Origin of the sequence: Streptomyces cyaneofuscatus (assembly GCF_000718135.1) — a bacterium.
In the GTDB taxonomy this organism is placed as follows: Bacteria; Actinomycetota; Actinomycetes; order Streptomycetales; family Streptomycetaceae; genus Streptomyces; species Streptomyces cyaneofuscatus.
Window position 1 is genome coordinate 77,899 of the sequence record NZ_JOEM01000010.1, and the last position, 19,934, is coordinate 97,832.

Genomic DNA, 19,934 nt, shown 5'->3' on the forward strand with positions numbered 1-19,934 from the left:
GCCGCTCTGCTGCTCTCCGTCGTCGAAGGCTGCCGCGGGCCCGCCTCCGGATCGACCGACACACAACCGGAGACGGCGGTGACGGCCACCCCGACCAGGAGTTTCGTGGTGAATCTGGTTCGCTGCACGCGGGTAACTCTGCGCTGCGGGCAGCCGCCCGGGCAGCCCGTGGGCGAGGAATGGCCCGCACGAGTGACCCGGTCAGCACGGCGCCCCGGCCCGGAGTCAGAGGGCGGACGGGCGCGCGCGGGCAGCCGGACCCGTCCGTCGCCCGTCGCGCCGTCGACGCGCTCCCGCACCAGGTCGGCGTGGCCGTTGTGCCGGGCGTACTCCTCGATCATGTGCGTGTGGATCCAGCGCAGGCTGAACGGCTCACCCGCCGAGCCGACACCCTGCGAGAAGTCGTCCAGGCCGTACCCGGCGGCGCTCTTGCGGGCCGCCGCTATCTCCGCCCGCCACACGGACTCCGTCCCGGCCCAGGTGGTGGACTCCGTCACCTTGAAGTCCCCGTCCGGGTCCTCCTGGAGCATGATCACGACCCTGGCCAGGCATTTCTTTCCTGGCGGCCGCCGGAAGCGGCAGGACGGCGGCCCCGTATGCTGCCGGGCAACGGAACTGACGGAACTTCCGCACGGCGAGAGGGAGACCCCTGTGAAGGTCGGTTGCATCGGGCTCGGCGACATCGCGCAGAAGGCGTATCTGCCGGTGCTGAGCGCCGTGCCGGGGGTCGAGCTGCACCTCCAGACCCGTACCCCCGCCACGCTCGACGCGGTGGGCGACACGCACCGCATCCCGGCCGCCGCCCGCCACACGACTCTGGACTCGCTGCTCGCCGAAGGGCTCGACGCGGCCTTCGTGCACGCCCCGACGGCGGTCCACCCGGAGATCGTGGAGCGGCTCCTCGAAGCCGGGGTCGCCACCTATGTCGACAAGCCGATCGCCTACGAGTACGCGGAGTCCGAGCGGCTGGTGAACCTCGCCGAAGAGCGCGGTGTCAGCCTCGCCGTCGGCTTCAACCGCCGCTTCGCGCCGGGCTACGCCCAGTGCGCCGAGCACCCCCGCGAGCTGATCCTGATGCAGAAGAACCGCGTCGGGCTGCCCGAGGACCCCCGCGCCCTGGTGCTCGACGACTTCATCCACGTCGTCGACACCCTGCGCTTCCTGGCCCCGGGACCCGTCGACCACACCACCGTGCGGGCCAGGATCGTGGACGGCCTGATGCACCACGTGGTGCTCCAGCTCTCCGGCGACGGCTTCACCGCGATCGGGATGATGAACAGGCTGAACGGGTCGACCGAGGAGATCCTGGAGGTCTCCGGCCGGGACACCAAGCGCCAGGTCCTCAACCTCGCCGACATCGTCGACCACAAGGGCCAGCCCAGCATGCGCCGGCGCGGCGACTGGGTGCCGGTGGCCCGCCAGCGCGGCATCGAGGCGTGCGTCCACACGTTCCTGGACGCGGTCCGCGCGGGCAAGGTGCTCAGCGCTCAGGACGCTCTGGCGACCCATGAGCTGTGCGAGCGGATCGTCCGGGACTCCCTGGAGCAGGCCTCCTCCTGAGCGCCCGCAGCCCCTCGGCGGCGCACAGGGCGGCCAGCGCCGCCAGGGCCCCGTACACCGCCCAGTCGCCGAAGCGGACGTAGAGCGTGGTGCCGCGCGTCAGCGGTACGTCGTACACGGCCGCCGCGCTCTCGTCCGTACCGAGCGGCGTCCCGATCCGCTCCCCGCGCGGCCCGTACACGGCGCTGATCCCGGTGAGCGTCGCGTGCACCATGGGGCGGCCGTTCTCGGCCGACCGCAGCGCCCCCAGGGAGGCGTGCTGGGCCGGTGCCCAGCTCTCCTGGAAGGTGGAGGTGGCGGACTGCGCGACGAGCACCTGGGCGCCGTCCCGGGTCAGCCGCCGGCTCATGTCGGGGAACGCCGACTCGAAGCAGACCAGCGGACCGATCCGCAGCCGCTCGTCGCCGTCGGGCAGCGTCATCACGACCTGCCGGTCGCCGCGCAGCCGGTCCTCGCCCGCCGCCTTGCCCACCGAGGTCGCCCAGCCGAGCAGGGAGCGCGCCGGGATGTACTCACCGAACGGCACCAGGCGCATCTTGTCGTACCGGTCCCCGGTCGGCCCGTCAGGTCCCACGAGCACCGCCGACTTGAAGATCCCGCTCCGCCCGGAGCCGTTCGTCTGCCGGGCGTCCACATTGACCAGCAGGTCGGCCCCGGTCTGCCGGGAGAGCGCCGCGAGCCGCCGTGCCGTCTCCGGGTCCCGCCAGGCGCCCGCCCCGATGCTGCTCTCGCCCCACACCACGAGGTCGACGTCCCGGCCCGCCACCGTACGGGTCAGCTCCTCACCCCGGGCCAGCCGCCGCTCCACGCTCCCGGGGCCGGAGATGACACCCGGCTGTACGACGGCGATCCTGGCCGTCCCCGTGGTCACCGGCTGCGGCGCCCAGGCCCACACGAAGGTCACCGTCAGCGCGCACACGACCAGCAGCACCCCGCCCGTCGTCCGGGCCCCGGTCCGCGCGACCGTCAGCAGGACGAGCGCGGTGTTGACCGCCACCACCAGCAGGCTCACCAGCCACACCCCGCCCACCGACGCCACCCGCAGCGCCGGGGCGACCTCCCACTGGCTCGCGCCGAGCAGCCCCCAGGGCCCGCCCAGCCCCTCCCAGGAGCGGACCAGCTCGATCACCAGCCACCCCGACGGCACGGCCACCACCGCGGCGGCCGCCCGCAGCGCGGAGGGCGTGCCGCCGAGCAGCCGCTGGGCCAGCACGCCCCAGGGTGCCCACAGCAAGCCGAGCAGCGCGGCCAGCAGCACGATGAAGACGTGCAGGCTCGGCATCAGCCAGTGGTGGACGGCGATGACGAAGCCGGTGCCGCCGATCCAGCCGTCCAGCGCCGCCCGGCGCGTCGTCCCCGCCGAGCGGATCAGCAGCAGCCAGGGGACGAGCGCGACATAGGCCAGCCACCAGAGCGACGGGGCGGGGAACGCGAGCGCGGGCAGCGCCCCGGCGAGGAGCGCCAGGGCCCCCCGGCCCCAGCCGGACGCCGGAACCCTTCCGCCCCGCATCGGCATGCCGTGCCCTCCTCGTCCCACGTGGGTGAGCAGCCGCGTGATCTGCCAGGTCAGCTCTGTGTACCCAGTGTGGGGGAGGTGATCCCCGGGGGACACAGGACACCCCCGGCCGACGGGTGCGGTTCAGGCCGCTCCGGGCGCCCGGCGCCACTTCTCGTGGACGGTGACCGTACGGATCCGCCAGCCCGGGTCCGTACGGTGCAGCTCGAAGGTGTACCGCCCGCCGGAGACGAAGTCGGGGGCGGTGTCACCGGACCCTGAGGCTTCGCCCTTCCGCGCCAGGCGCATCGGGTTCAGGTAGTCGGCCCGCACCTGGGCCCGGTCGCCCGGGTAGCCGCCGAGGTCCTCCAGGTCGATGCGCCGGTTGACGATCAGGTGCTGGCGGATCGCGAAGAGGCGCATCGTGCCGGTGAGCCAGCGCGCGATCTCGTCCGCCGGGCCCTCCACGCCGCCCGCGCCCGTGTAGTCGGCGCGGCCGTCCGGGGTGAACAGGGCTCCGTAGGCGGGCCAGTCGCCGTCGTCCACGGTCACGGCGTACCCGGTGATCACATCATCGATGGCGAGCCGGTCCATCACGGTCGCGAGTGCCACACGCTGTGTCATCGGTCAAGTCTCGGTCAAGCCGCCCGCCACGCCAAGGGGCCTGCGCGGTCGGGCGGATGACCGCCCACCCGGTCAGCAGGGCACGACCGCGACCGGGCCCAGCGCGTGCGTGACCGTCGTCTGGGCCACCGGGGAGAGGCCGAGACCGAGCGACTCCCCGCCCTTCCGGCGGCCGATCACCGTCAGGGCCGCCGTGGCGGAGGCCGTCACCAGGGTGCGCGAGGCGGACCCGTTGACCGGCTCCCGTACGACCTCCACCTGCGGGTACCGCTCCTGCCAGCCGGAGGTCACCTCGGCTAGGCCCCGCTCGGCCGAGCCCTGCGCGGACTCCCGGTCGAAGACCGGTCCGCCCGCGAGCATCGAGGAGAACATCGTCCAGCCGTGCACGATCCGCAGCCGTGCGCCGGGCCGGGCGGACGCGGTGGCGAAGGCGAACTCCAGGACCGCCTCGCTGCTCTCGTCGGCGGCCACCCCCGCCACGATGTCGGAGTACGCCTCCTCGTCCTCGGGCCGGTCGTCCTCGTCCGAGCGGCCGTCCTGCACGATGACGACCGGGCAGTTCGCCATCGACGCGGTGGCCAGGCTGTTGGAGCCGATCATCAGCGACCGGAAGCCGCCGAGCCCCCGCGAACCGACCACGACCATCGACGCGTCCCGGCTCAGCGAGACGAGAGCCGCCGCCGGGAAGTCCAGCGGGGCCAGCGTCGAGGGCCGTGACGCCGGTGCGACCAGTTCACTCCGGCGTACGGCCTCGGCGAGCAGTTCGTCCGCCTCGTGCTGCCCGGTCTCCTCGTCGACGTTCCGGGTGAGCGGCCGGACATGGACGATCAGCAGCGGCAGGTCGCGCCGCGCGGCCTCGCGCGCGGCCCAGTCCAGCGCCTGCCGGCTGTGGGTGGAACCGTCGACGGCGGCGATCACGGGAAGATCATGAGTGGTCATGGACCCGAGCGTACGGCGGTGGGCAAAAAGCGCCGGTCAGTCGTGGTTGTGGCTGGAGGAGGTGTCGTCCGGCGGCACGGTCCGCCCGCCGTCGCTCCCGCTGACCACCACCACGACCAGCGCCACCACGACCCCCACCACCGCGAGCCGGCCGCCCAGGCGCAGCGCCCAGCCCGTCCGGGAGACGGCGGCACCGGGCGTCAGGGGCAGCTTCTCGGAGCGGCGGGCCGGGCGCAGCAGCCGGACGAGCAGCAGGGCGGCGATCGGCAGCTGGAGCAGCCACACGCTGGTGCGGAACCAGCCGTCGTACCAGACGTTCGTCCCGTACAGCAGGGTGTGCCAGACGCTCAGCACGTAGACCACGATCACGAAGCGGTGCAGGACGCGCCAGGTCTTCGGGCCGATGCGGTGGCGTACGTAGAAGAGCAGGCCGAGCGGGATCGCGAGGTACAGCGCCGCCTGGCCGATCGGGATGGCGATCTGGCCGGTCCCCGAGGTGTAGCCGCCCGGGACGAACGTCTCGACGAAGGCGGTGCCCAGCGCGGAGTTCCAGGCGTCGGTGGAGTGCCGGAACAACTCGGCGCCGAACAGCAGCGCATGAGCGGTGATCAGCGCGATGGTGTTGAGGCTCGTGGTGCGGTGCAGGCGCTCCAGGCGGGATCCCGAGAGCGGCAGGCGGCCCGGGCGCCGGCCGGAGAGCAGGAGGCCGAGGATGACCGTGCCCCAGGCCCAGAGCAGCGCGGACCAGCCGAACGCCTGGCTGAGGAAGTACATCCAGAAGCCGCCCGCGTCGGCCATGAACGGCATCACGGAGACCGTGGAGGAGGTCTTGTTGCGGATGCGTATGTAGAGCAGGACGAAGACGGCCGCCGTCACCAGGAGCGCCACGAGCCCGTCGGGCCAGGAGGCGCGCAGGTCGGAGCGGAGGGTGGTGCGCTGGGCGGTACGGGGCTGCCGGGGGCCGGGGAGTTGGGCGTCCGGCGTGGCGTCGGTCTCGGTCTCGGTCGCGGGGGATGCGGTGGGGAGTTCGGCGGCCGCTGCCGGTTCGGGTGCGGGGGTCTGGTTCGTCATGCGGCCTCTTCGGGGGCGTCGACTGGCGGGGCGGATGCGTCGGCCCCGGGCCACGAGGCTTATGCGGACGCGTTGTTGGAGCAGTCGGTGGGGGAGAGGCGAAAGTTCCCCCGATGGTTGTGTGACATGAATCACAGGGATGACGCCTGGGGCAAACGGGGTGAACTCCCGCTGTTTCCGCATCTGCTGGTCTTCTCCACGAGGTGGGGGAGGCTGGCACGATGGCCGCCATGGGAGCCGGAACCGCACTCCGCCTCGCCCGCACCGCGCTGTTCGCGGTCGTGTGCGTCGCCGTGTCCGGGCTCGGCCATGCCCTGATGTCCGGCGGCCCCCTGCCGCTGCCGCCCCTGCTGGCCGTGCTCGTACCGGTCGCCGCCGCGGGCTGGTTACTCGCCCGCCACCAACGGAACGCCCTGGTCACCGTCTCCGCCCATGTCCTGGGCCAGTTGGGGCTGCACGCCTACTTCACCGCGTACGCCACTGGGGGAGCACACCACGCGCACGGGGCGATGCCCCACGCCACCCACGCGGGCCCGGCCGGGGACGTCTCGCACCGGATGGAGCTGCTCGCGGCCTTCGACGCCTCGGTGTTCACCACCGGCATGGCCGCCTCCCACGCCGTCGCCGGGCTGATCTGCGGCTGGTGGCTGTGGCGCGGCGAGATGGCGCTCGCCCGGTTGGGCCGCTGCCTGGCCTACTTCGTACGGACCCCGCTGCGGACGGCCTGGCGCCTCTGGTCGGCGACGCCCCTCGACGGGATCTCGCCTTCTCGGCCGCGCGCCCGCCGCCGGCCGGGCCGCCGCCTTCAGGACCTCCTCGCCCTGCACGCCATCTCCCGGCGCGGTCCACCGCTTCCCGTCCCCTCCCTGTGACCTCCAGCCGCCCGCCCGGTTCCGTGTGACCCGGTGGCGGTACGGGTGTGCGCTCGCGCCCACACCCGTGTCAGGCATGCCGGTACCGCCGGACCCGCCCCCAGGGCCCGTCCGCGCGGCCGGCCACGCGGAGCCGGGCGATGACCACGCCAGGGCTCCGCCAGGACGCGAAGGACTGCTGTGACCCTTACTGCCACCCCCCTCCCCGCCGGGCCGCCCGTCACCCCGGCGCCCCGGCCCCGGGTGTACGCCACCCGCCAGAACGACGTCCAGATCACCGACTGGGCGCTGGCCGCGGGCGGCGGCGACCGGGAGGCCGCCGACCGCTTCGTCCGGGCGACCTACGAGGACGTCCGCCGGTTCGTCGCCTACCTCAGCGCCGACGTCCCCGGCGCCGACGACCTCGCCCAGGAGACCTACCTGCGGGCGATGAGCGGACTGGCCCGCTTCGCCGGACGCTCCTGCGCCCGCACCTGGCTCCTTTCCATCGCCCGGCGCGTCGTCATCGACCGCCACCGCACCGCCGCCGTTCGCCCCCGGACCGCCGACACCGCCGACTGGCAGGGCGCGGCGGAACGGGCCCAGCCGCGCCACCTCCCCGGCTTCGACGAGTCCGTCGCGGTCTTCGACGCCCTCGGCCACCTGGACCCGGCGCGCCGCCAGGCCTTCGTCCTCACCCAGGTGCTCGGGCTCTCCTACGAGGAGGCGGCGGACGCGGCGGGCTGCCCCGTCGGCACGGTGCGCTCCCGCGTGGCGCGCGCCCGCCGCGAGCTGGCCGGGCAGTGGCGTACGGAACCGGGGGAGCGGGTGACGGTGGCCGCAGGTTCAGCCACGTAGCTCCGAGGCCGTCTCCGCCCGGGGCTCCGACCGGCTCCGGGCGGTACGGCGGCCGCCGTACATCAGCAGCACCGGCAGCAGCAGGCACTGGAGGCAGACCACCACCCAGAACGCCCGCGCCGAACCGGCCGACTCCGCCGCCGCGTACAGCTGACCGCCCACCACCCCGCTGGCGAACGCCCCGATGCCCGCCGCGAGCCGCTGCCGCCCGAACACGGTGGCCGGAGGCGCGGAGCTGCGGGCCAGCGCCTCCAGGTCGTTCTTCAGGAAGAGCACGATCTCGCCCAGGCAGATCAGCGCCCCGCCCACCGCGACGCCCGTGTGCCCGCCCCCGGCGATGGCCGCCATCCCCGCCGCCATGGCCCCGAACCCCCACCGCAGCGCGGCCGGGTAGCTCAGCGCGGCGATCCACTCCGCCAGCATCGGCTGGGCCACGACGAGGAGGGCCGCGTACCCCATCAGGACCACGCCGTAGAAGCCCGCCGAGGTCCGGGGGACCGCGTACAGCGCCAGGTAGTGCTGGAAGAACATGAACGCGTAGACGCTCACCACCGTCACCAGGAACGGCGAGAGACCGGACCGCCGTTCGCCGGGTGAGGGCTCCTGGGGCGCGGCCTTCTCCGGCCGCCCCTCCTCGCTCGGCAGGAACGCATGCCCCACCCCGACCAGTGCGAACAGTCCCGCCACGCACGTGAAAAGCACCCCGGGGGAGCCCATCACCAGCGGCGCGGCGGCCGGGGGGCCGAGCGCCATCCCCGCGTTGAACGCCGAACTGCTCGCCGACAGCAGCCGCGGCCGGTCCGCGTCCGGTGAACCGTCCACCAGATAGGCCTTGTTGGCCGGGAGGTAGAGCGCCGCACCCGCCGACACCAGCAACAGCGCGCCGATCGCCAGGACGGGGCTGGTCAACCCCGGTACGAACGCGGCGAATCCGGCCGTCCGCAGGGTCAGCGCCAGCAGCATCGACCGCCGCAGCCCGATCCGCGCGGCGACCGGACCCGCGACCACACCCCCGGCGAACTGGATCAGTGAGGCCACCGCCAGGACGGAGCCGACCGTGCCGAGCCCGAGACCGAGCCGCTGGTGCAGCAGGACCGACATGTACGGCAGCACGGCGAAGCTGCCCAGCGTGATCAGGAACGAGCCCGCCAGCAGAAACCCTTGCGGAGTGGTGAACCGCTTTTTTTCCGGAGGGCGTTCGGCGCTCACCCCGCCCTCACGGCGTGTCCGCGATCACCGGACGCACCCGGACCGCCGCGCTCCACGCCCGGTGCTGGGCCAGCTCCGCCGTCGCCGCCTCGGCCAGCACCATGCCCGTGCACCCCCGCTGGTCGCCCACATGGGCCAGGGTCTCGCCGGGTTCGCGGACGGGGTACCACTCCACGGACCCCGGAAAGGCCGCGAGTTCGTCCAGACCATGCCAGCCCTTCAGCACGCCCGGCCGGTCCGCGTAGACGAGGACGAAGCCGTACGCGGGGCCCTGACCGCCTTCGAGCGGGGCGTCCAGCAGGGTCGGGCGGCGGCCGAGCGCCTCTTCCATCATCGCCGCGTACACATTGGTGCCCAGCGTCCGGCAGAGCACCTCGCCGACCAGCGCACCGCCGATCCGCCGGTTGACCTCCACCAACTCCGGCCCCTCGGCGGTCAGGATGAACTCCACATGGGCGAACCCCCGCCCGTGCCCCGCCACTTCGAGGACCTGCCCCACCCACGCCTCGATCGCGTCCCGCTCCCCGTCCGGCAGCGCCACCGGGAAGGCCGCGACCTCCTCCCGTACCACCGCCGACCGGGACGTCTGGCGGCTCAGCACCCCCAGCAGCCGGGTGGTCCCCTCCCAGCTCAGGGTCTCCGCGCTGTACAACGGACCGGCGAGGAACGACTCCGCGAACAGCGTACCCTTCAAAGGCTGTTGCTCCGCCTCCGCCAGCGCCCGGTGCAGCGCCTCCCCGTCGTGCACGATCCACACGCCCCGCGACGAGGTGCCCGCCGAGTCTTTCAGCACGGCGGGCAGTCCGACCGTACGCAGGACCGCCTCGGCCCCCTCCGGCCCGGGCTCCACGACCACGGCGGCCGACCGGCTCAGCCCCCGCTCGTACAGCGCCTCCCGGACCCGGCGCTTGTCCCGCAGCAGCCGGACCGCCTCCGGGTCCGGCCCCGGGAGCCCCAGCTCGGCGGCGAGAGAGGCGGCCGGGACGCTCCAGGTGTCCGTCGTGTTGATCAGCCCGGCCAGGGACGGGAGGGCGGCCAGCGCCCGGCGGACCGCTTCCGGGTCGTCGGTGTCCACATCGACGACGTCCAGCGCGTCGGCGGGCAGGGTGGCCAGCTCGTGCCGGTACACCGAGCGGTCACCGGTGAGCAGGCACAGCCGGTGCCCGGTCTCCGCGGCGGCCTCGGCCATCCGGCCGAGCCCGAAGGACAGGGACTCCAGAGCGGCGATCGTCATGGCTGCATCTCCACGGTCGGTACGGGGGCGGGGGCGCCGCCCTGTTCGGGCAGGCGGGCGGCTTCGGGTGCGGCGCGCCGGCCCCACTCCATCACCGACCACGGCGGCCGCAGGGCGTCCAGCGACGCGATCGGGCGGGGCCGCAGTCCGGCCGGGTCCAGCGCCTCGGCGTGCCGGGTAAACACCCGCTCCGCGTACCGGTGTCCGGTGTCGGCGCCCAGCACGAGGTGCAGCCGGCCCGGGTCGCGGGCCGCCTCCCAGGAGGCCGCCAGGTGCGCCGCCCCGGTGGAGAGCCCGGCGAACACCGCGTGCCGGCGCAGCAGTCCGACCGCTCCGGCCATGGCATGGCGGAAGTCCAGCCAGTGCACGGTGTCGTACAGCTCGTGGTGGACGTTCCCGAAGGGGATGGAGCTGCCGATGCCCGCGATGATCGCCTCCGGGTCGCTGAACTGCTCGCTGGCGAAGGTGACGCTGCCGAACGGCTGGATCCCCACCAGCCGCACCGCCCGACCCGACTCCCGTAGCGCGCGGGCCAGTCCACCGGTCGAGGCACCCGTGCCGACCGCGCCCACGACGGTCAGCGGGCCCTCGGGCAGGGAGGCGTCGAGGAGTTCGGCGAACTCCCGGTACCCCTCGTGGTGCACGGCGTCGTGGTACTGCCGCATCCAGTGGAAGTCCGGCCGCTCAGTGAGGAGTTGCCGCACATGGCGTACGCGTAGCTCCTGGTCCAGGCGCAGGCTCTGCGACGGCGGCATCTGGTCCACGGTCGCGCCGAGGATCTCCAACTGGGCGAGCATCGTGGCGTCGACGGTGGTGGAGGCCACGATGTGGCAGCGGAGCCCGTAGCGGTGACAGGCCATGGCGAGCGCCACCGCGTAGATGCCGCTGGAGCTGTCGACCAAGGTCTGTCCGGGCACCACCCGGCCCCGGCGCAGCAGCGAACGGACCGCGCCGAGCGCCGCGTACACCTTCATCGTCTCGAACCGTGCGAGCACCACCTCACCGTCCAGCCGGATCAGATCCGGGGTCTTCACGGCGTCGGTGATGTGCTCGTGGACGGTCGCGGTGGCGGCGGACTGCCGTGCCCCGGACCTCACTTGCGCCGCCCGCGGACGATGAGCCGGTCGGAGTGCTGGTCGTACCCCGAACCGTCGAAGCCGCCGAAGCACTCCACGTCGGTGAAGCCCGCCTCCTCGAAGAGGGCGTGCAGCTCGGCGGCGGAGTAGAGCCAGGAGTGGATGGACGCGGTGCGGGCCGAACTCCCGCGCACCAGCGTCCAGTCGGTGCGCAGCCGCCGCCAGCTGTCGAGGACCGTGTCGCGCTGGACGACGTACGCACCGTCCGGCAGGTCCACCACCTTCGGCCGCCCGATCCAGCCCGCCAGCACCTCCTTGCCCATCACGTCGACCAGCAGCTGACCACCGGGCGCCAGGCTCTCGTGGGCGTTGCGGAGCACCTGGAGGTTGTCCTCGGCGTCCTCGAAGTAGCCGAACGAGGTGAAGACGTTCAGCACGACGTCGAAGGCGCCGGGCTCCGCGTACGTGAGCATGTCGGCCCGCTCCAGGCGGACCTCGGCCCCCGCCGCGTCGCATGTGTTCCGGGCCCGCTCCAGCATCGAGGGCGAGAGGTCGACGCCGGTCACCGCGTACCCGCGCGCCGCCAGCGGCACCACGAACAGGCCCGGTCCGCACGCCAGGTCCAGCACCCGTGAACCCGGTGGGAAGTCCAGCAGGGGCGAGGAGGCGACGAGGGCGGCGGCGGACTCGGCCCGGGCCGGCGGGAACATCGTCGAGGCGAAATCGGACCAGAGCGTCTCGTCCTCGTACCAGTGCATGCCTCTCGGCCTCCTCCCGGCCCTCGTGGGCCGACGTGCCGCCGCGGCTGTTCGCCGGGCTCGTCCTCCAGTAGTCGGCGGCCCGGGCCGGGAAGTTCCCGCCCGGGAGGTGTCCTACGATCACCGGGCGGAGACGGGCCGGACCGCCCGCGGAGGGAGCCGAGGACGATGAGCTGGACCGAAGTGCCGGTGGACACCGAACCGGCGGCGGGAGCCGTCCTGCTGAGCGGTATCCCGGGCAGCGGCAAGTCCACCGTGGCCGCCGCGCTCGCCGCCCGGTTCGCCGCCGCGGCCCACATCGAGGTGGACACCCTCCAGGAGCTCATCGTCACGGGCGGGCGCCGGCCCTCCCCGGAGCGGGACGAGGAGGCGGACCGGCAGATCTTCCTCCGGGCCCGCAACGCCTGCCTGCTGGCGGACAGCTTCGTCAGCGCCGGGTTCCTGCCGGTCATCGACGACGTGGTCGTCCGCCGGGCCCACCTCGACTTCTACCGCCGCCAGATCGCCGTCGGGCCGCTGCACTGCGTGGTGCTCGCCCCGGGCGCCGCGAAGGCGGGGGAGCGCAACCTCGCCAGGGACAAGAAGCTCACCACGGACTGGTCGTTCCTGGACACGGCGATGCGCGCCGAACTGACCGGCGAAGGCGTCTGGATCGACAACGCGGAGCTGACGGTCGAGGAGACGGTGGACGCGGTCCTCGCGGCGACGGGCCTCACGGACCGCTGAACCGGCATTGTCAGACCCCCGTTCTACGGTGGTGACATCTATCCGCGCTGCTGGCTGCTGCGCTGCTGGATCGGCCCCGCCCGGCTGCTCCCGGGCGGGGCCGCACAACGGAAGACGTCAGCCCGCCGACTCACCCGCGTGCGGGCTCAGCGCACCGGTCGAGACGAGGATGAAGATGAGGATGCCGAGGGCCACCCGGTAGTAGACGAAGGGCATGAAGCTCTTGGTCGTGATGAATTTCATGAACCACGCGATGACGGCGTATCCGACGAAGAACGCCACGACGGTCGCGAAGATCGTCGGCCCCCAGGAGACATGGCCCTCGCCCACGTCCTTCAGCTCGTACGCGCCCGACGCGAGCACCGCGGGGATGGCCAGCAGGAACGAGTAGCGGGCGGCGGACTCACGGGTGTAGCCCATCAGCAGACCACCGCTGATGGTCGCGCCGGAGCGCGAGACACCGGGGATCAGCGCCATCGCCTGGCAGAAGCCGTAGATCAGACCGTCCCGGATGCCCAGGTCCTTGAGCGTCTTGCGCTCCTTCACCGCGCGGTGCTTGCCGCCGTCCTCGTCGCGTGCGGCCAGCCGGTCGGCGATGCCGAGGACGATGCCCATGACGATGAGCGTCGTCGCGATCAGCCGCAGATCGCGGAAGGGTCCCTCGATCTGGTCCTTGAGAGTGATGCCGAGCACCCCGATGGGGATCGAGCCCACGATGACCAGCCAGCCCATCTGGGCGTCGTGGTCGGCGCGCATCTCCTTGTCCGTCAGCGAGCGGAACCAGGCCGACACGATCCGGGCGATGTCCTTGCGGAAGTAGATCAGCACCGCCGCCTCCGTGCCGATCTGGCTGATCGCGGTGAAGGCGGCCCCTGGGTCGTGCCAGCCGGCGAACGCGGCCGTCAGCCGCAGATGGGCGCTGGAGGAGATCGGCAGGAACTCGGTCAGTCCCTGAACGAGTCCCAGGACGAATGATTCGAACCAGCTCATGGGGCTTCGGCCATCCCGGAAATGATCGTGCATCGGCCAGGGACGACTGGGCCCGTCGGCAGAGTGCGGCGTACGGAGTGCGGACTACGGCGTGCGGACTACGGAGTGCGGCCGCGGACATCGAGGTCGCGGGAAGCGTATCGCCTGTAGGTGAACGCCAGGATGACCGCAGCGGTCATCCACGTGCCGCCGCACGTTCAGTTGTCCGGCGTGTCCCGGCCGAGCCGGTGGCGCTTGCGCCAGGCCACCAGCGCACCGCCGAGACCGGACACCACGATGAACCCCATCGCCGCCAGGAACAGGGGCGAGGTCGGCGAGGCGGCCTCGCTGCCCGCTATGACGTACGCCGCAGTGTTCGGGATGGAGCCGAGTCCGGTGGCCAGCAGGAAGGGCGGATAGCCCATCCGGGAGGTCGCCGCGCAGTAGTTGGCGGCGGCGAACGGGACGCCGGGGAAGAGGCGGAGCGCCAGCACCGAGCGGAAGCCGTGCCGGCTCAGCACCCCGTCGGCGGCGGTGAGCACCTTGCCGCGCAGCAGGGTGCGCAGCGCGTCCTGGCCCAGCACCCGGCCCAGCAGGAACGAGACGCCCGCACCGAGCACCGTCCCCGCCAGGGCCGCCGCGAGGCCCAACTGCGCGCCGAAGAGGGCCCCCGCCGCGAGGTTGAGGAGCGGACGCGGCACGAACGCCACGGTCAGCGCCCCGTACGCGAGTCCGAACAGCAACGCCGCACCGCCGCCGGTCAGCTGCTCCGGCCAGCCCGACGCCAGCAGTCTCTGTGGCTCGAACAGCAGCATCGTCGAAGCGGCGCCGAGCAGCACGGCGACGAGCAGCGAGAACCGGGACCAGGGGGAGAGCAGCCCCTTCGAACGACGAAGGGCCGTGGCGCCGGCGGGCCGGGCGGTGGGGACGGGGTCGAACATTCGGGGAGAGTAACCGAAAACGGTGTCTGATCGTCGTAATGTGCGTCGCGTGGACCCCGCCGCAGCCCCCGCCCCCGCCGCACCGGACAGCCCGCTCGCCGACACCGTCCTCGCCCGGCTGACCGAGCTGTACGCCCCGGCCGCCGACCCCGTACGGGCCGAGGGCGCCGCCGCGTACATGAAGCACATCGCCCCGTTCCTCGGCATCCCCACCCCACGGCGCCGGGCCCTGTCGAAGGCCGTGCTGGCGGGCACCGAGCGGCCGGACGAGCGGGACTGCACGGCGATCGCGCTGCGCTGCTGGGGGCTGCCCGAGCGCGAGTACCAGTACTTCGCCGTCGACTACCTCCGCCGGTACGTGGCCTCCTGCTCCTCCGGGTTCCTGCCCGTCCTGCACCACCTCGTCACCACCACCCCCTGGTGGGACACGGTCGATCTGCTGGCCGCACATGTCGCCGGGCCGCTGGTCTCCGCCGACCCGGCGCTCGCCCGCGCGATGGACCGGTGGATCGACGACGAGAACCTGTGGGCCGCCCGGACCGCCCTGCTGCACCAGCTCCGCTACAAGGACGCCACCGACACCGACCGGCTCTTCGGCTACTGCCTGCGCCGCGCGGACCACCCGGACTTCTTCATCCGCAAGGCGATCGGCTGGGCGCTGCGGGAGTACGCGAAGACCGATCCCACCGCCGTACGCGACTTCGTCGAGGGCGCCCGGGACCACCTGTCACCGCTGTCGGTGCGCGAGGCGCTCAAGAACCTCTGAGGCGCGGGGAAGCCACCGGAAAACCATTCGACGCGGCGGTCCCGCCCGGACATGATCAGGGCATGTTCCGGTACGCCTTCCTCGCAGCACGGCCCGCAGTCGCGGCCGCGCCGAAGGCTGCCGTGAACGACATGGTCGCAGCCACCACCGCAGCCTTCGTCGCTGCCGCAGCGCCCATCGGCGGCGCCCGAAGCTGACCCTCCCCCGACAGTCCGGCGGACCCCGCAAGGGGAGGGTCGGCGGGGCCCTGGGGTCTTCTCTCTCTCAGCTTCGAGTTCTCAAAGGAACGAGCCATGTCCAAGACGGCTTACGTGCGCACCAAGCCGCACCTCAACATCGGCACCATGGGCCACGTCGACCACGGCAAGACCACGCTCACCGCCGCCATCACCAAGGTCCTCAGCGAGCGCGGTGGCAGCTCCACCTCCTACGTCGCGTTCGACCGGATCGACCGGGCCCCCGAGGAGGCCCAGCGCGGCATCACCATCAACATCGCGCACGTCGAGTACGAGACCGACACCCGCCACTACGCGCACGTCGACATGCCGGGTCACGCCGACTACATCAAGAACATGGTCACGGGAGCGGCGCAGCTCGACGGGGCGATCCTCGTCGTCTCCGCGCTCGACGGGATCATGCCGCAGACCGCCGAGCACGTCCTGCTGGCCCGTCAGGTCGGCGTCGACCACATCGTCGTCGCCCTCAACAAGGCCGACGCGGGCGACCCCGAGCTGACCGACCTGGTCGAGCTGGAGGTCCGCGAGCTGCTCTCCGCGCACGGGTACGGCGGCGACACCGTCCCCGTGGTCCGGGTCTCCGGGCTCAGGGCGCTGGAGGGCGACCCGCGGTGGACGGCGGCGATCGAGGGGCTGCTGGACGCCGTCGACACGTACGTACCGATCCCGGTGCGCTACACCGACGCGCCGTTCCTGCTCTCCGTGGAGAACGTCCTGACCATCACCGGCCGGGGCACGGTCGTCACCGGCGCGGTCGAGCGCGGCACCGTCCGCGTCGGGGACCGGGTCGCGGTGCTGAGCGCGGACATCGAGACGGTCGTCACCGGCCTGGAGACCTTCGGCAAGCCGATGGAGTCCGCCGAGGCCGGGGACAACGTGGCGCTACTGCTGCGCGGCGTCGAGCGCGACCGGGTCCGCCGCGGCCACGTCGTGGCCGCGCCCGGCAGCGTGGTGCCCAGCCGCCGGTTCACCGCGCAGGTGTACGTGCTGTCGACGAAGGAGGGCGGCCGGTCGACCCCGGTCACCACCGGCTACCGGCCGCAGTTCTACATCCGTACGGCGGACGTCGTCGGCGACGTCGACCTCGGCGACACGGCGGTCGCCCGCCCCGGCGACACGGTCACGATGACCGTGGAGCTGGGCCGTGACGTCCCGCTGGAGTCCGGCCTCGGCTTCGCGATCCGCGAGGGCGGCCGCACGGTCGGCGCGGGCACGGTGACCGGCCTGCTCTGAGACCGCCTGCTGCCCGCCACCCCTCGGTTCGGGGGTGGCGGGCGGTGGCGGCGACAATGGAGGGGTGAACGAGCCGATACCCGTCATCCGCGACGTCGACTGCGGCACCGCCCGGCTGCTGCCCGATGTGGACCGCGACCGGGCCTGGCTGCTCACGGTCGACGAGGCTCCCCAGTCCTACGTGGACCTGGACGACCCGACGTACCTGGAGTTCGAGTACGTACGGCGCCTCGCGCATGTCCTGGACTGCGCGGCACCCGAGGACGCCCCGCTGGACGTCCTGCACCTCGGCGGCGGGGCGCTGACCCTGCCCCGGTACGTCGCGGCGACCCGCCCCGGCTCGCGGCAGGACGTCGTCGAGGCGGACCGGGAGCTGCTGCGGATGGTGCGGGAGCACCTGCCGCTGCCCGACGAGAGCGGCATCTCCGTGCACGCCGCCGACGCCCGGGCCCGGCTGGAGGCGGCACCGCCCACGTCCGCCGATGTGATCGTCGCGGACGTCTTCGGCGGCTCCCGGGTCCCGGCCCACCTCACGTCGGCGGAGTACGCGCGGGCCGCCGGGCGGGTGCTGCGGCCGGACGGGATCTACGCCGCCAACCTGGCGGACAGCGCGCCGTTCGCGTTCCTCCGGTCCCAACTCGCCAACTTCGCGGCGGCCTTCGGCGAGCTGGCGCTGATCGGTGAACCGGCGGTCCTGCGCGGCCGGCGGTTCGGCAACGTGGTGCTGCTCGCCTCGCACACCCCGATCGCCACGGCGCCGCTCACCCGCCGCTGTGCCGCCGACGCCTTTCCGGCCCGGGTCACCGACGGGGCGGCGCTGGTCCGGCTCATCGGCGGGGCGCGCCCGGTGGCGGACGTGGACGCGGTCGCCTCGCCGGAGCCGCCGGACGGCGCCTTCAGCATCGGCTGAGCAGCACGGTGCCCTCCGGCCCGGGGGACAGCGTTCCCGGGCGGGAGGGCAGGCGTCAGCGGTGTGTGAGTCGCGTCAGCCGGTCGGCTTGTCGGCGGTGAGGCGGACCGTGCTCAGGATCTGCTGGATGGTGGTGTCCGGCAGCTCGCCGTCGACGCCCTTGGGGCCGTAGAGGATCCAGGTCGAGAACTCGTCGTTGCCGTTCTTGAACGAGAAGGCGATCGACTTGCCGTCGGTGTCGCACTTCTCCTTCTTGGCCAGACCCGTCGCCGTGGCGGTCACGACGCTGCCGGAGAGACCCGACTTCGTGGTGAACGGCTTGGCCGGGGCGATCTTGACCTTGTTCTTGGAGTCGGTCTGGGCGTACGCCGCCCACACCCAGGTGCCCGCCTCGGCACGCGCCGCCTCGTCGGAGTTCTTCGCCCCCCGCGCGCCCTTCGTCCCGACGCCGGCGAGCTCGGTCTCCTCCTTGTTGCCGTCCTTGTCGGAGTCGTCGACGCACCACTTGCTCTTGTAGTAGGCGGGTGCCGAGAAACCGGCGACGGGCTTGCCCGTGGGCTCCTTGGCATCCTCGAAGCCGGCGAACACGCCCGAGCTGGAGACCTCCCAGTCACCGGGCACGTCGAACTGGGTGCCCCACTTCGGGTTGGTGACGACCTTCCAGCCCGGGATGAGGGGCTTGGGGTCGCTCTCGGAGCCGCGCGGGTTCTCCACCGGCGCGGAGCTCGTGTCCTCAGACGTGCTCGGCTTCGCGCTGGGGGAGGCGGACTTCTTGTCGTCGGCGACGGTCGAGCCGCCTTCGTCGTCCTTGTCGTTCAGCACGATGACGCCGGTGACGACGGCGGCCACGACGACGGCGGTCGCCGCGACGATGGCGATGACGGTCGTCTTCTTCTTGTCACCGTCCGGCTTGGGCCCACCGGGCGGGCCCGGCACCGCGTACTGCGGGACGGTCGGCTGCTGGTAGGGATTGGGCTGTCCGTAGCCCGGCTGCCCGTATCCGGGCTGTCCGTAGCCAGGCTGGCCCTGCTGCGGATATCCCGGTTGCTGATAGGGATTCGGCTGCTGGTACCCCGGCTGCTGGTACGGGTTCTGGTTCGAGTCCTGCGGGTTCTGCTCGCCCCCGGGCGGCTGCTGTCCTGGCCACATGGCTGGTAACCATAGATGGGTGTCGTGTGCACTGCTACGGCCACCCCTGTCCCAGTGCTGTCCCGGTGCCGTAACAGCGGTAGGTCCGGACCGGGCGCAGGGGATGGCCAAACATCGCTACTCATGAGTAACCTTCGGTCCATGAGCGCTGAACAGATGACCGTGGGCGAGATGCTCGTCGCGACGGTTCCGATGGCCCGGACCCTCAACCTCGAATTCCTGGAGACGACCCCCGAGCGCGCCGTCGTCCGGCTGCCGGACCAGGCGGAATACCACAACCACGTCGGCGGGCCGCACGCCGGCGCGATGTTCACGCTCGCCGAGTCCGCCAGCGGCGCCATCGTCATCGCCGCCTTCGGCGACCAGATGTCCCGGGCCGTCCCGCTCGCCGTCAAGGCCGAGATCGGCTACAAGAAGCTCGCCATGGGCGAGGTCACCGCGACGGCCACCCTCGGCCGCCCGATCGCCGACGTCGTGGCCCAGCTCGACGCCGGGGAGCGCCCCGAGTTCCCGGTCGCCATCGAGATCCGGCGCGCGGACGGCGCGGTCACCGGCGAGATGACCGTCGTGTGGACCCTGCGCCCCAACAGCTGACGCCTGCGGGCGTACGTTCCCGGGGCCGCCGCCCCCTCCGGTCGGGGAGGGTGCGGCGGCCCCGGTATGCCTGGATGCCGGTCTCAGCCCTCGTGCGCCGCGCGGTGGGCCTTGGCCAGCTCCACGTAACCGGCCGCGTTGAACCGGATGCCCTCCAGCTCCTCCGCCGTCAGCGGCCGCTTCACCTTGGCGGGCACGCCCGCGACCAGCGACCCCGGCGGGACCTGCATCCCCTGCGGTACGAGCGCCTGCGCCGCGACCAGGGACCCGGCGCCGATGTGCGCGCCGTTGAGCACCGTGGCGCCCATCCCCACCAGGACGTCGTCCTCGATGACGCAGCCGTGCAGGACCGCGTTGTGGCCGACCGAGACGCGCGCGCCCACGGTCAGCGGGAAGCCCGGGTCGGTGTGGACGCTGCAGTTGTCCTGGATGTTGCTGTCGGGACCGAGCGTGATCGGGCCGCAGTCGGCGCGCAGCACCGCCTGGTACCAGACGCTGGAACCGGCGGCCAGCGTCACCTCCCCGATCACCACGGAGGTCGGGGCGACGAACGCGTCCGCGTCGATGTCCGGCTCCTTGCCGCCCATGCCCGTGATCAACGCCTGTTCCGCCATGGCCTGCTCCTCGGTGGTCCGGTGGTCCGGTGCTGCTGCGGTGTGCTGCGCTTGGGGCCGTCGATCGGGATCGGGCCGCCTCACACGGTAGGCGACGGCTCCCCGCGCGCGCCGGGGGGTG

The 19,934-nt window shown here is 72.8% G+C and carries 20 protein-coding genes and 1 pseudogene; 8 read left to right on the forward strand and 13 right to left on the reverse strand.

What is annotated here, in order from left to right:
- Positions 1-266 precede the first annotated feature (266 nt).
- Positions 267-524, reverse strand: a pseudogene (locus IF17_RS1000000139490) (mycothiol transferase); the annotation flags it as partial.
- A 127-nt stretch (positions 525-651) separates the two neighbouring features.
- On the opposite strand from IF17_RS1000000139490, the gene IF17_RS0118565 reads away from it, so the two are divergent.
- Entirely contained in the window at positions 652-1,560 is a 909-nt protein-coding gene (locus tag IF17_RS0118565) for a Gfo/Idh/MocA family protein (protein ID WP_030567328.1), read from the forward strand.
- On the opposite strand, the gene lnt is transcribed toward IF17_RS0118565, so the two are convergent.
- From lnt to IF17_RS0118585, 4 genes are all read right to left on the reverse strand, one after another.
- Complete coding sequence (gene lnt, locus IF17_RS0118570; RefSeq protein WP_106980210.1) at positions 1,481-3,076, reverse strand: apolipoprotein N-acyltransferase; 1,596 nt, start codon at positions 3,074-3,076, stop codon at positions 1,481-1,483. The two genes, IF17_RS0118565 and lnt, sit on opposite strands and share 80 nt — an antisense overlap.
- Before the next feature lie 123 nt (positions 3,077-3,199).
- Entirely contained in the window at positions 3,200-3,679 is a 480-nt protein-coding gene (locus IF17_RS0118575) for a nuclear transport factor 2 family protein (RefSeq protein ID WP_030567332.1), read from the reverse strand.
- A 72-nt stretch (positions 3,680-3,751) separates the two neighbouring features.
- Entirely contained in the window at positions 3,752-4,618 is an 867-nt protein-coding gene (locus IF17_RS0118580; protein ID WP_030567334.1) for a universal stress protein, read from the reverse strand.
- 36 nt (positions 4,619-4,654) lie between these two features.
- The gene (locus IF17_RS0118585) at positions 4,655-5,689 is read right to left on the reverse strand and encodes a ferric reductase-like transmembrane domain-containing protein (protein WP_030567336.1); all 1,035 of its coding nucleotides are present in this window, start codon (positions 5,687-5,689) and stop codon (positions 4,655-4,657) included.
- Positions 5,690-5,910: 221 nt separating this feature from the next.
- Here IF17_RS0118585 and IF17_RS0118590 point away from each other — a divergent pair, with 221 nt between their 5' ends.
- Together IF17_RS0118590 and IF17_RS0118595 are read left to right on the forward strand one after the other, a co-directional pair.
- Entirely contained in the window at positions 5,911-6,561 is a 651-nt protein-coding gene (locus tag IF17_RS0118590) for a hypothetical protein (protein ID WP_030567338.1), read from the forward strand.
- A gap of 180 nt (positions 6,562-6,741) precedes the next feature.
- Entirely contained in the window at positions 6,742-7,398 is a 657-nt protein-coding gene (locus IF17_RS0118595) for a sigma-70 family RNA polymerase sigma factor (protein WP_030567340.1), read from the forward strand.
- Here the strand turns inward: IF17_RS0118595 and IF17_RS0118600 are convergent.
- The 4 genes from IF17_RS0118600 to IF17_RS0118615 are packed head-to-tail and all read right to left on the reverse strand — an operon-like array spanning position 7,387 to position 11,675.
- Entirely contained in the window at positions 7,387-8,607 is a 1,221-nt protein-coding gene (locus IF17_RS0118600) for an MFS transporter (protein WP_030567342.1), read from the reverse strand. The two genes, IF17_RS0118595 and IF17_RS0118600, sit on opposite strands and share 12 nt — an antisense overlap.
- Before the next feature lie 7 nt (positions 8,608-8,614).
- Positions 8,615-9,841 (reverse strand): ATP-grasp domain-containing protein, encoded by a 1,227-nt coding sequence (locus tag IF17_RS0118605; protein ID WP_030567344.1) that lies wholly within the window; start codon positions 9,839-9,841, stop codon positions 8,615-8,617.
- On the reverse strand, positions 9,838-10,938 hold the full coding sequence (locus tag IF17_RS0118610) for a pyridoxal-phosphate dependent enzyme (protein WP_030567346.1): 1,101 nt from the start codon (positions 10,936-10,938) through the stop codon (positions 9,838-9,840). The genes IF17_RS0118605 and IF17_RS0118610 overlap by 4 nt, the downstream gene beginning before the upstream one ends.
- Positions 10,935-11,675: a class I SAM-dependent methyltransferase gene (locus IF17_RS0118615; RefSeq protein WP_030567348.1), complete on the reverse strand. Its 741-nt coding sequence runs from the start codon at positions 11,673-11,675 to the stop codon at positions 10,935-10,937. The genes IF17_RS0118610 and IF17_RS0118615 overlap by 4 nt, the downstream gene beginning before the upstream one ends.
- Before the next feature lie 168 nt (positions 11,676-11,843).
- Here IF17_RS0118615 and IF17_RS0118620 point away from each other — a divergent pair, with 168 nt between their 5' ends.
- On the forward strand, positions 11,844-12,401 hold the full coding sequence (locus tag IF17_RS0118620; protein WP_030567350.1) for an AAA family ATPase: 558 nt from the start codon (positions 11,844-11,846) through the stop codon (positions 12,399-12,401).
- A gap of 117 nt (positions 12,402-12,518) precedes the next feature.
- Here the strand turns inward: IF17_RS0118620 and IF17_RS0118625 are convergent, their stop codons facing one another.
- Together IF17_RS0118625 and IF17_RS0118630 are read right to left on the reverse strand one after the other, a co-directional pair.
- Positions 12,519-13,391 carry an undecaprenyl-diphosphate phosphatase gene (locus IF17_RS0118625; protein ID WP_018516128.1) on the reverse strand — a complete coding sequence of 291 codons (873 nt, stop codon included), beginning with the start codon at positions 13,389-13,391 and terminating at the stop codon, positions 12,519-12,521.
- Between the two features lie 197 nt (positions 13,392-13,588).
- The gene (locus IF17_RS0118630; RefSeq protein ID WP_030567353.1) at positions 13,589-14,311 is read right to left on the reverse strand and encodes a TVP38/TMEM64 family protein; all 723 of its coding nucleotides are present in this window, start codon (positions 14,309-14,311) and stop codon (positions 13,589-13,591) included.
- A 49-nt stretch (positions 14,312-14,360) separates the two neighbouring features.
- Here IF17_RS0118630 and IF17_RS0118635 point away from each other — a divergent pair, with 49 nt between their 5' ends.
- The 3 genes from IF17_RS0118635 to IF17_RS0118650 all read left to right on the forward strand — a co-directional run bounded on the left by IF17_RS0118635 (position 14,361) and on the right by IF17_RS0118650 (position 17,456).
- The gene (locus IF17_RS0118635) at positions 14,361-15,077 is read left to right on the forward strand and encodes a DNA alkylation repair protein (RefSeq protein ID WP_030567355.1); all 717 of its coding nucleotides are present in this window, start codon (positions 14,361-14,363) and stop codon (positions 15,075-15,077) included.
- A 293-nt stretch (positions 15,078-15,370) separates the two neighbouring features.
- Positions 15,371-16,546, forward strand: coding sequence for an elongation factor Tu (gene tuf, locus IF17_RS0118645; protein WP_030567357.1), 1,176 nt, complete (start codon positions 15,371-15,373; stop codon positions 16,544-16,546).
- Positions 16,547-16,610: 64 nt separating this feature from the next.
- Positions 16,611-17,456, forward strand: coding sequence for a spermidine synthase (locus IF17_RS0118650; protein ID WP_030567359.1), 846 nt, complete (start codon positions 16,611-16,613; stop codon positions 17,454-17,456).
- A gap of 75 nt (positions 17,457-17,531) precedes the next feature.
- Here IF17_RS0118650 and IF17_RS0118655 read toward each other — a convergent pair whose 3' ends face one another.
- Positions 17,532-18,605, reverse strand: coding sequence for a DUF8017 domain-containing protein (locus IF17_RS0118655; protein WP_030567361.1), 1,074 nt, complete (start codon positions 18,603-18,605; stop codon positions 17,532-17,534).
- A 156-nt stretch (positions 18,606-18,761) separates the two neighbouring features.
- Between IF17_RS0118655 and IF17_RS0118660 the strand changes: the two genes are divergently transcribed.
- A complete protein-coding gene (locus IF17_RS0118660; RefSeq protein ID WP_030567363.1) occupies positions 18,762-19,199 on the forward strand; it encodes a DUF4442 domain-containing protein in 438 nt (145 codons plus the stop codon).
- An 83-nt stretch (positions 19,200-19,282) separates the two neighbouring features.
- On the opposite strand, the gene IF17_RS0118665 is transcribed toward IF17_RS0118660, so the two are convergent.
- Positions 19,283-19,813, reverse strand: coding sequence for a gamma carbonic anhydrase family protein (locus IF17_RS0118665; RefSeq protein WP_030567365.1), 531 nt, complete (start codon positions 19,811-19,813; stop codon positions 19,283-19,285).
- Positions 19,814-19,934 lie beyond the last annotated feature (121 nt).

Coding starts and splice junctions, on each gene's coding strand:
- lnt (WP_106980210.1), bottom strand. CDS start 3,076: ATGCCGATGCGGGGCGGAAGGGTTCCGGCGTCCGGCTGGGGCCGGGGG.
- IF17_RS0118575 (WP_030567332.1), bottom strand. CDS start 3,679: ATGACACAGCGTGTGGCACTCGCGACCGTGATGGACCGGCTCGCCATC.
- IF17_RS0118580 (WP_030567334.1), bottom strand. CDS start 4,618: ATGACCACTCATGATCTTCCCGTGATCGCCGCCGTCGACGGTTCCACC.
- IF17_RS0118585 (WP_030567336.1), bottom strand. CDS start 5,689: ATGACGAACCAGACCCCCGCACCCGAACCGGCAGCGGCCGCCGAACTC.
- IF17_RS0118590 (WP_030567338.1), top strand. CDS start 5,911: ATGGCCGCCATGGGAGCCGGAACCGCACTCCGCCTCGCCCGCACCGCG.
- IF17_RS0118605 (WP_030567344.1), bottom strand. CDS start 9,841: ATGACGATCGCCGCTCTGGAGTCCCTGTCCTTCGGGCTCGGCCGGATG.
- IF17_RS0118615 (WP_030567348.1), bottom strand. CDS start 11,675: ATGCACTGGTACGAGGACGAGACGCTCTGGTCCGATTTCGCCTCGACG.
- IF17_RS0118620 (WP_030567350.1), top strand. CDS start 11,844: ATGAGCTGGACCGAAGTGCCGGTGGACACCGAACCGGCGGCGGGAGCC.
- IF17_RS0118625 (WP_018516128.1), bottom strand. CDS start 13,391: ATGAGCTGGTTCGAATCATTCGTCCTGGGACTCGTTCAGGGACTGACC.
- IF17_RS0118630 (WP_030567353.1), bottom strand. CDS start 14,311: ATGTTCGACCCCGTCCCCACCGCCCGGCCCGCCGGCGCCACGGCCCTT.
- tuf (WP_030567357.1), top strand. CDS start 15,371: ATGTCCAAGACGGCTTACGTGCGCACCAAGCCGCACCTCAACATCGGC.
- IF17_RS0118655 (WP_030567361.1), bottom strand. CDS start 18,605: ATGTGGCCAGGACAGCAGCCGCCCGGGGGCGAGCAGAACCCGCAGGAC.
- IF17_RS0118660 (WP_030567363.1), top strand. CDS start 18,762: ATGACCGTGGGCGAGATGCTCGTCGCGACGGTTCCGATGGCCCGGACC.
- IF17_RS0118665 (WP_030567365.1), bottom strand. CDS start 19,813: ATGGCGGAACAGGCGTTGATCACGGGCATGGGCGGCAAGGAGCCGGAC.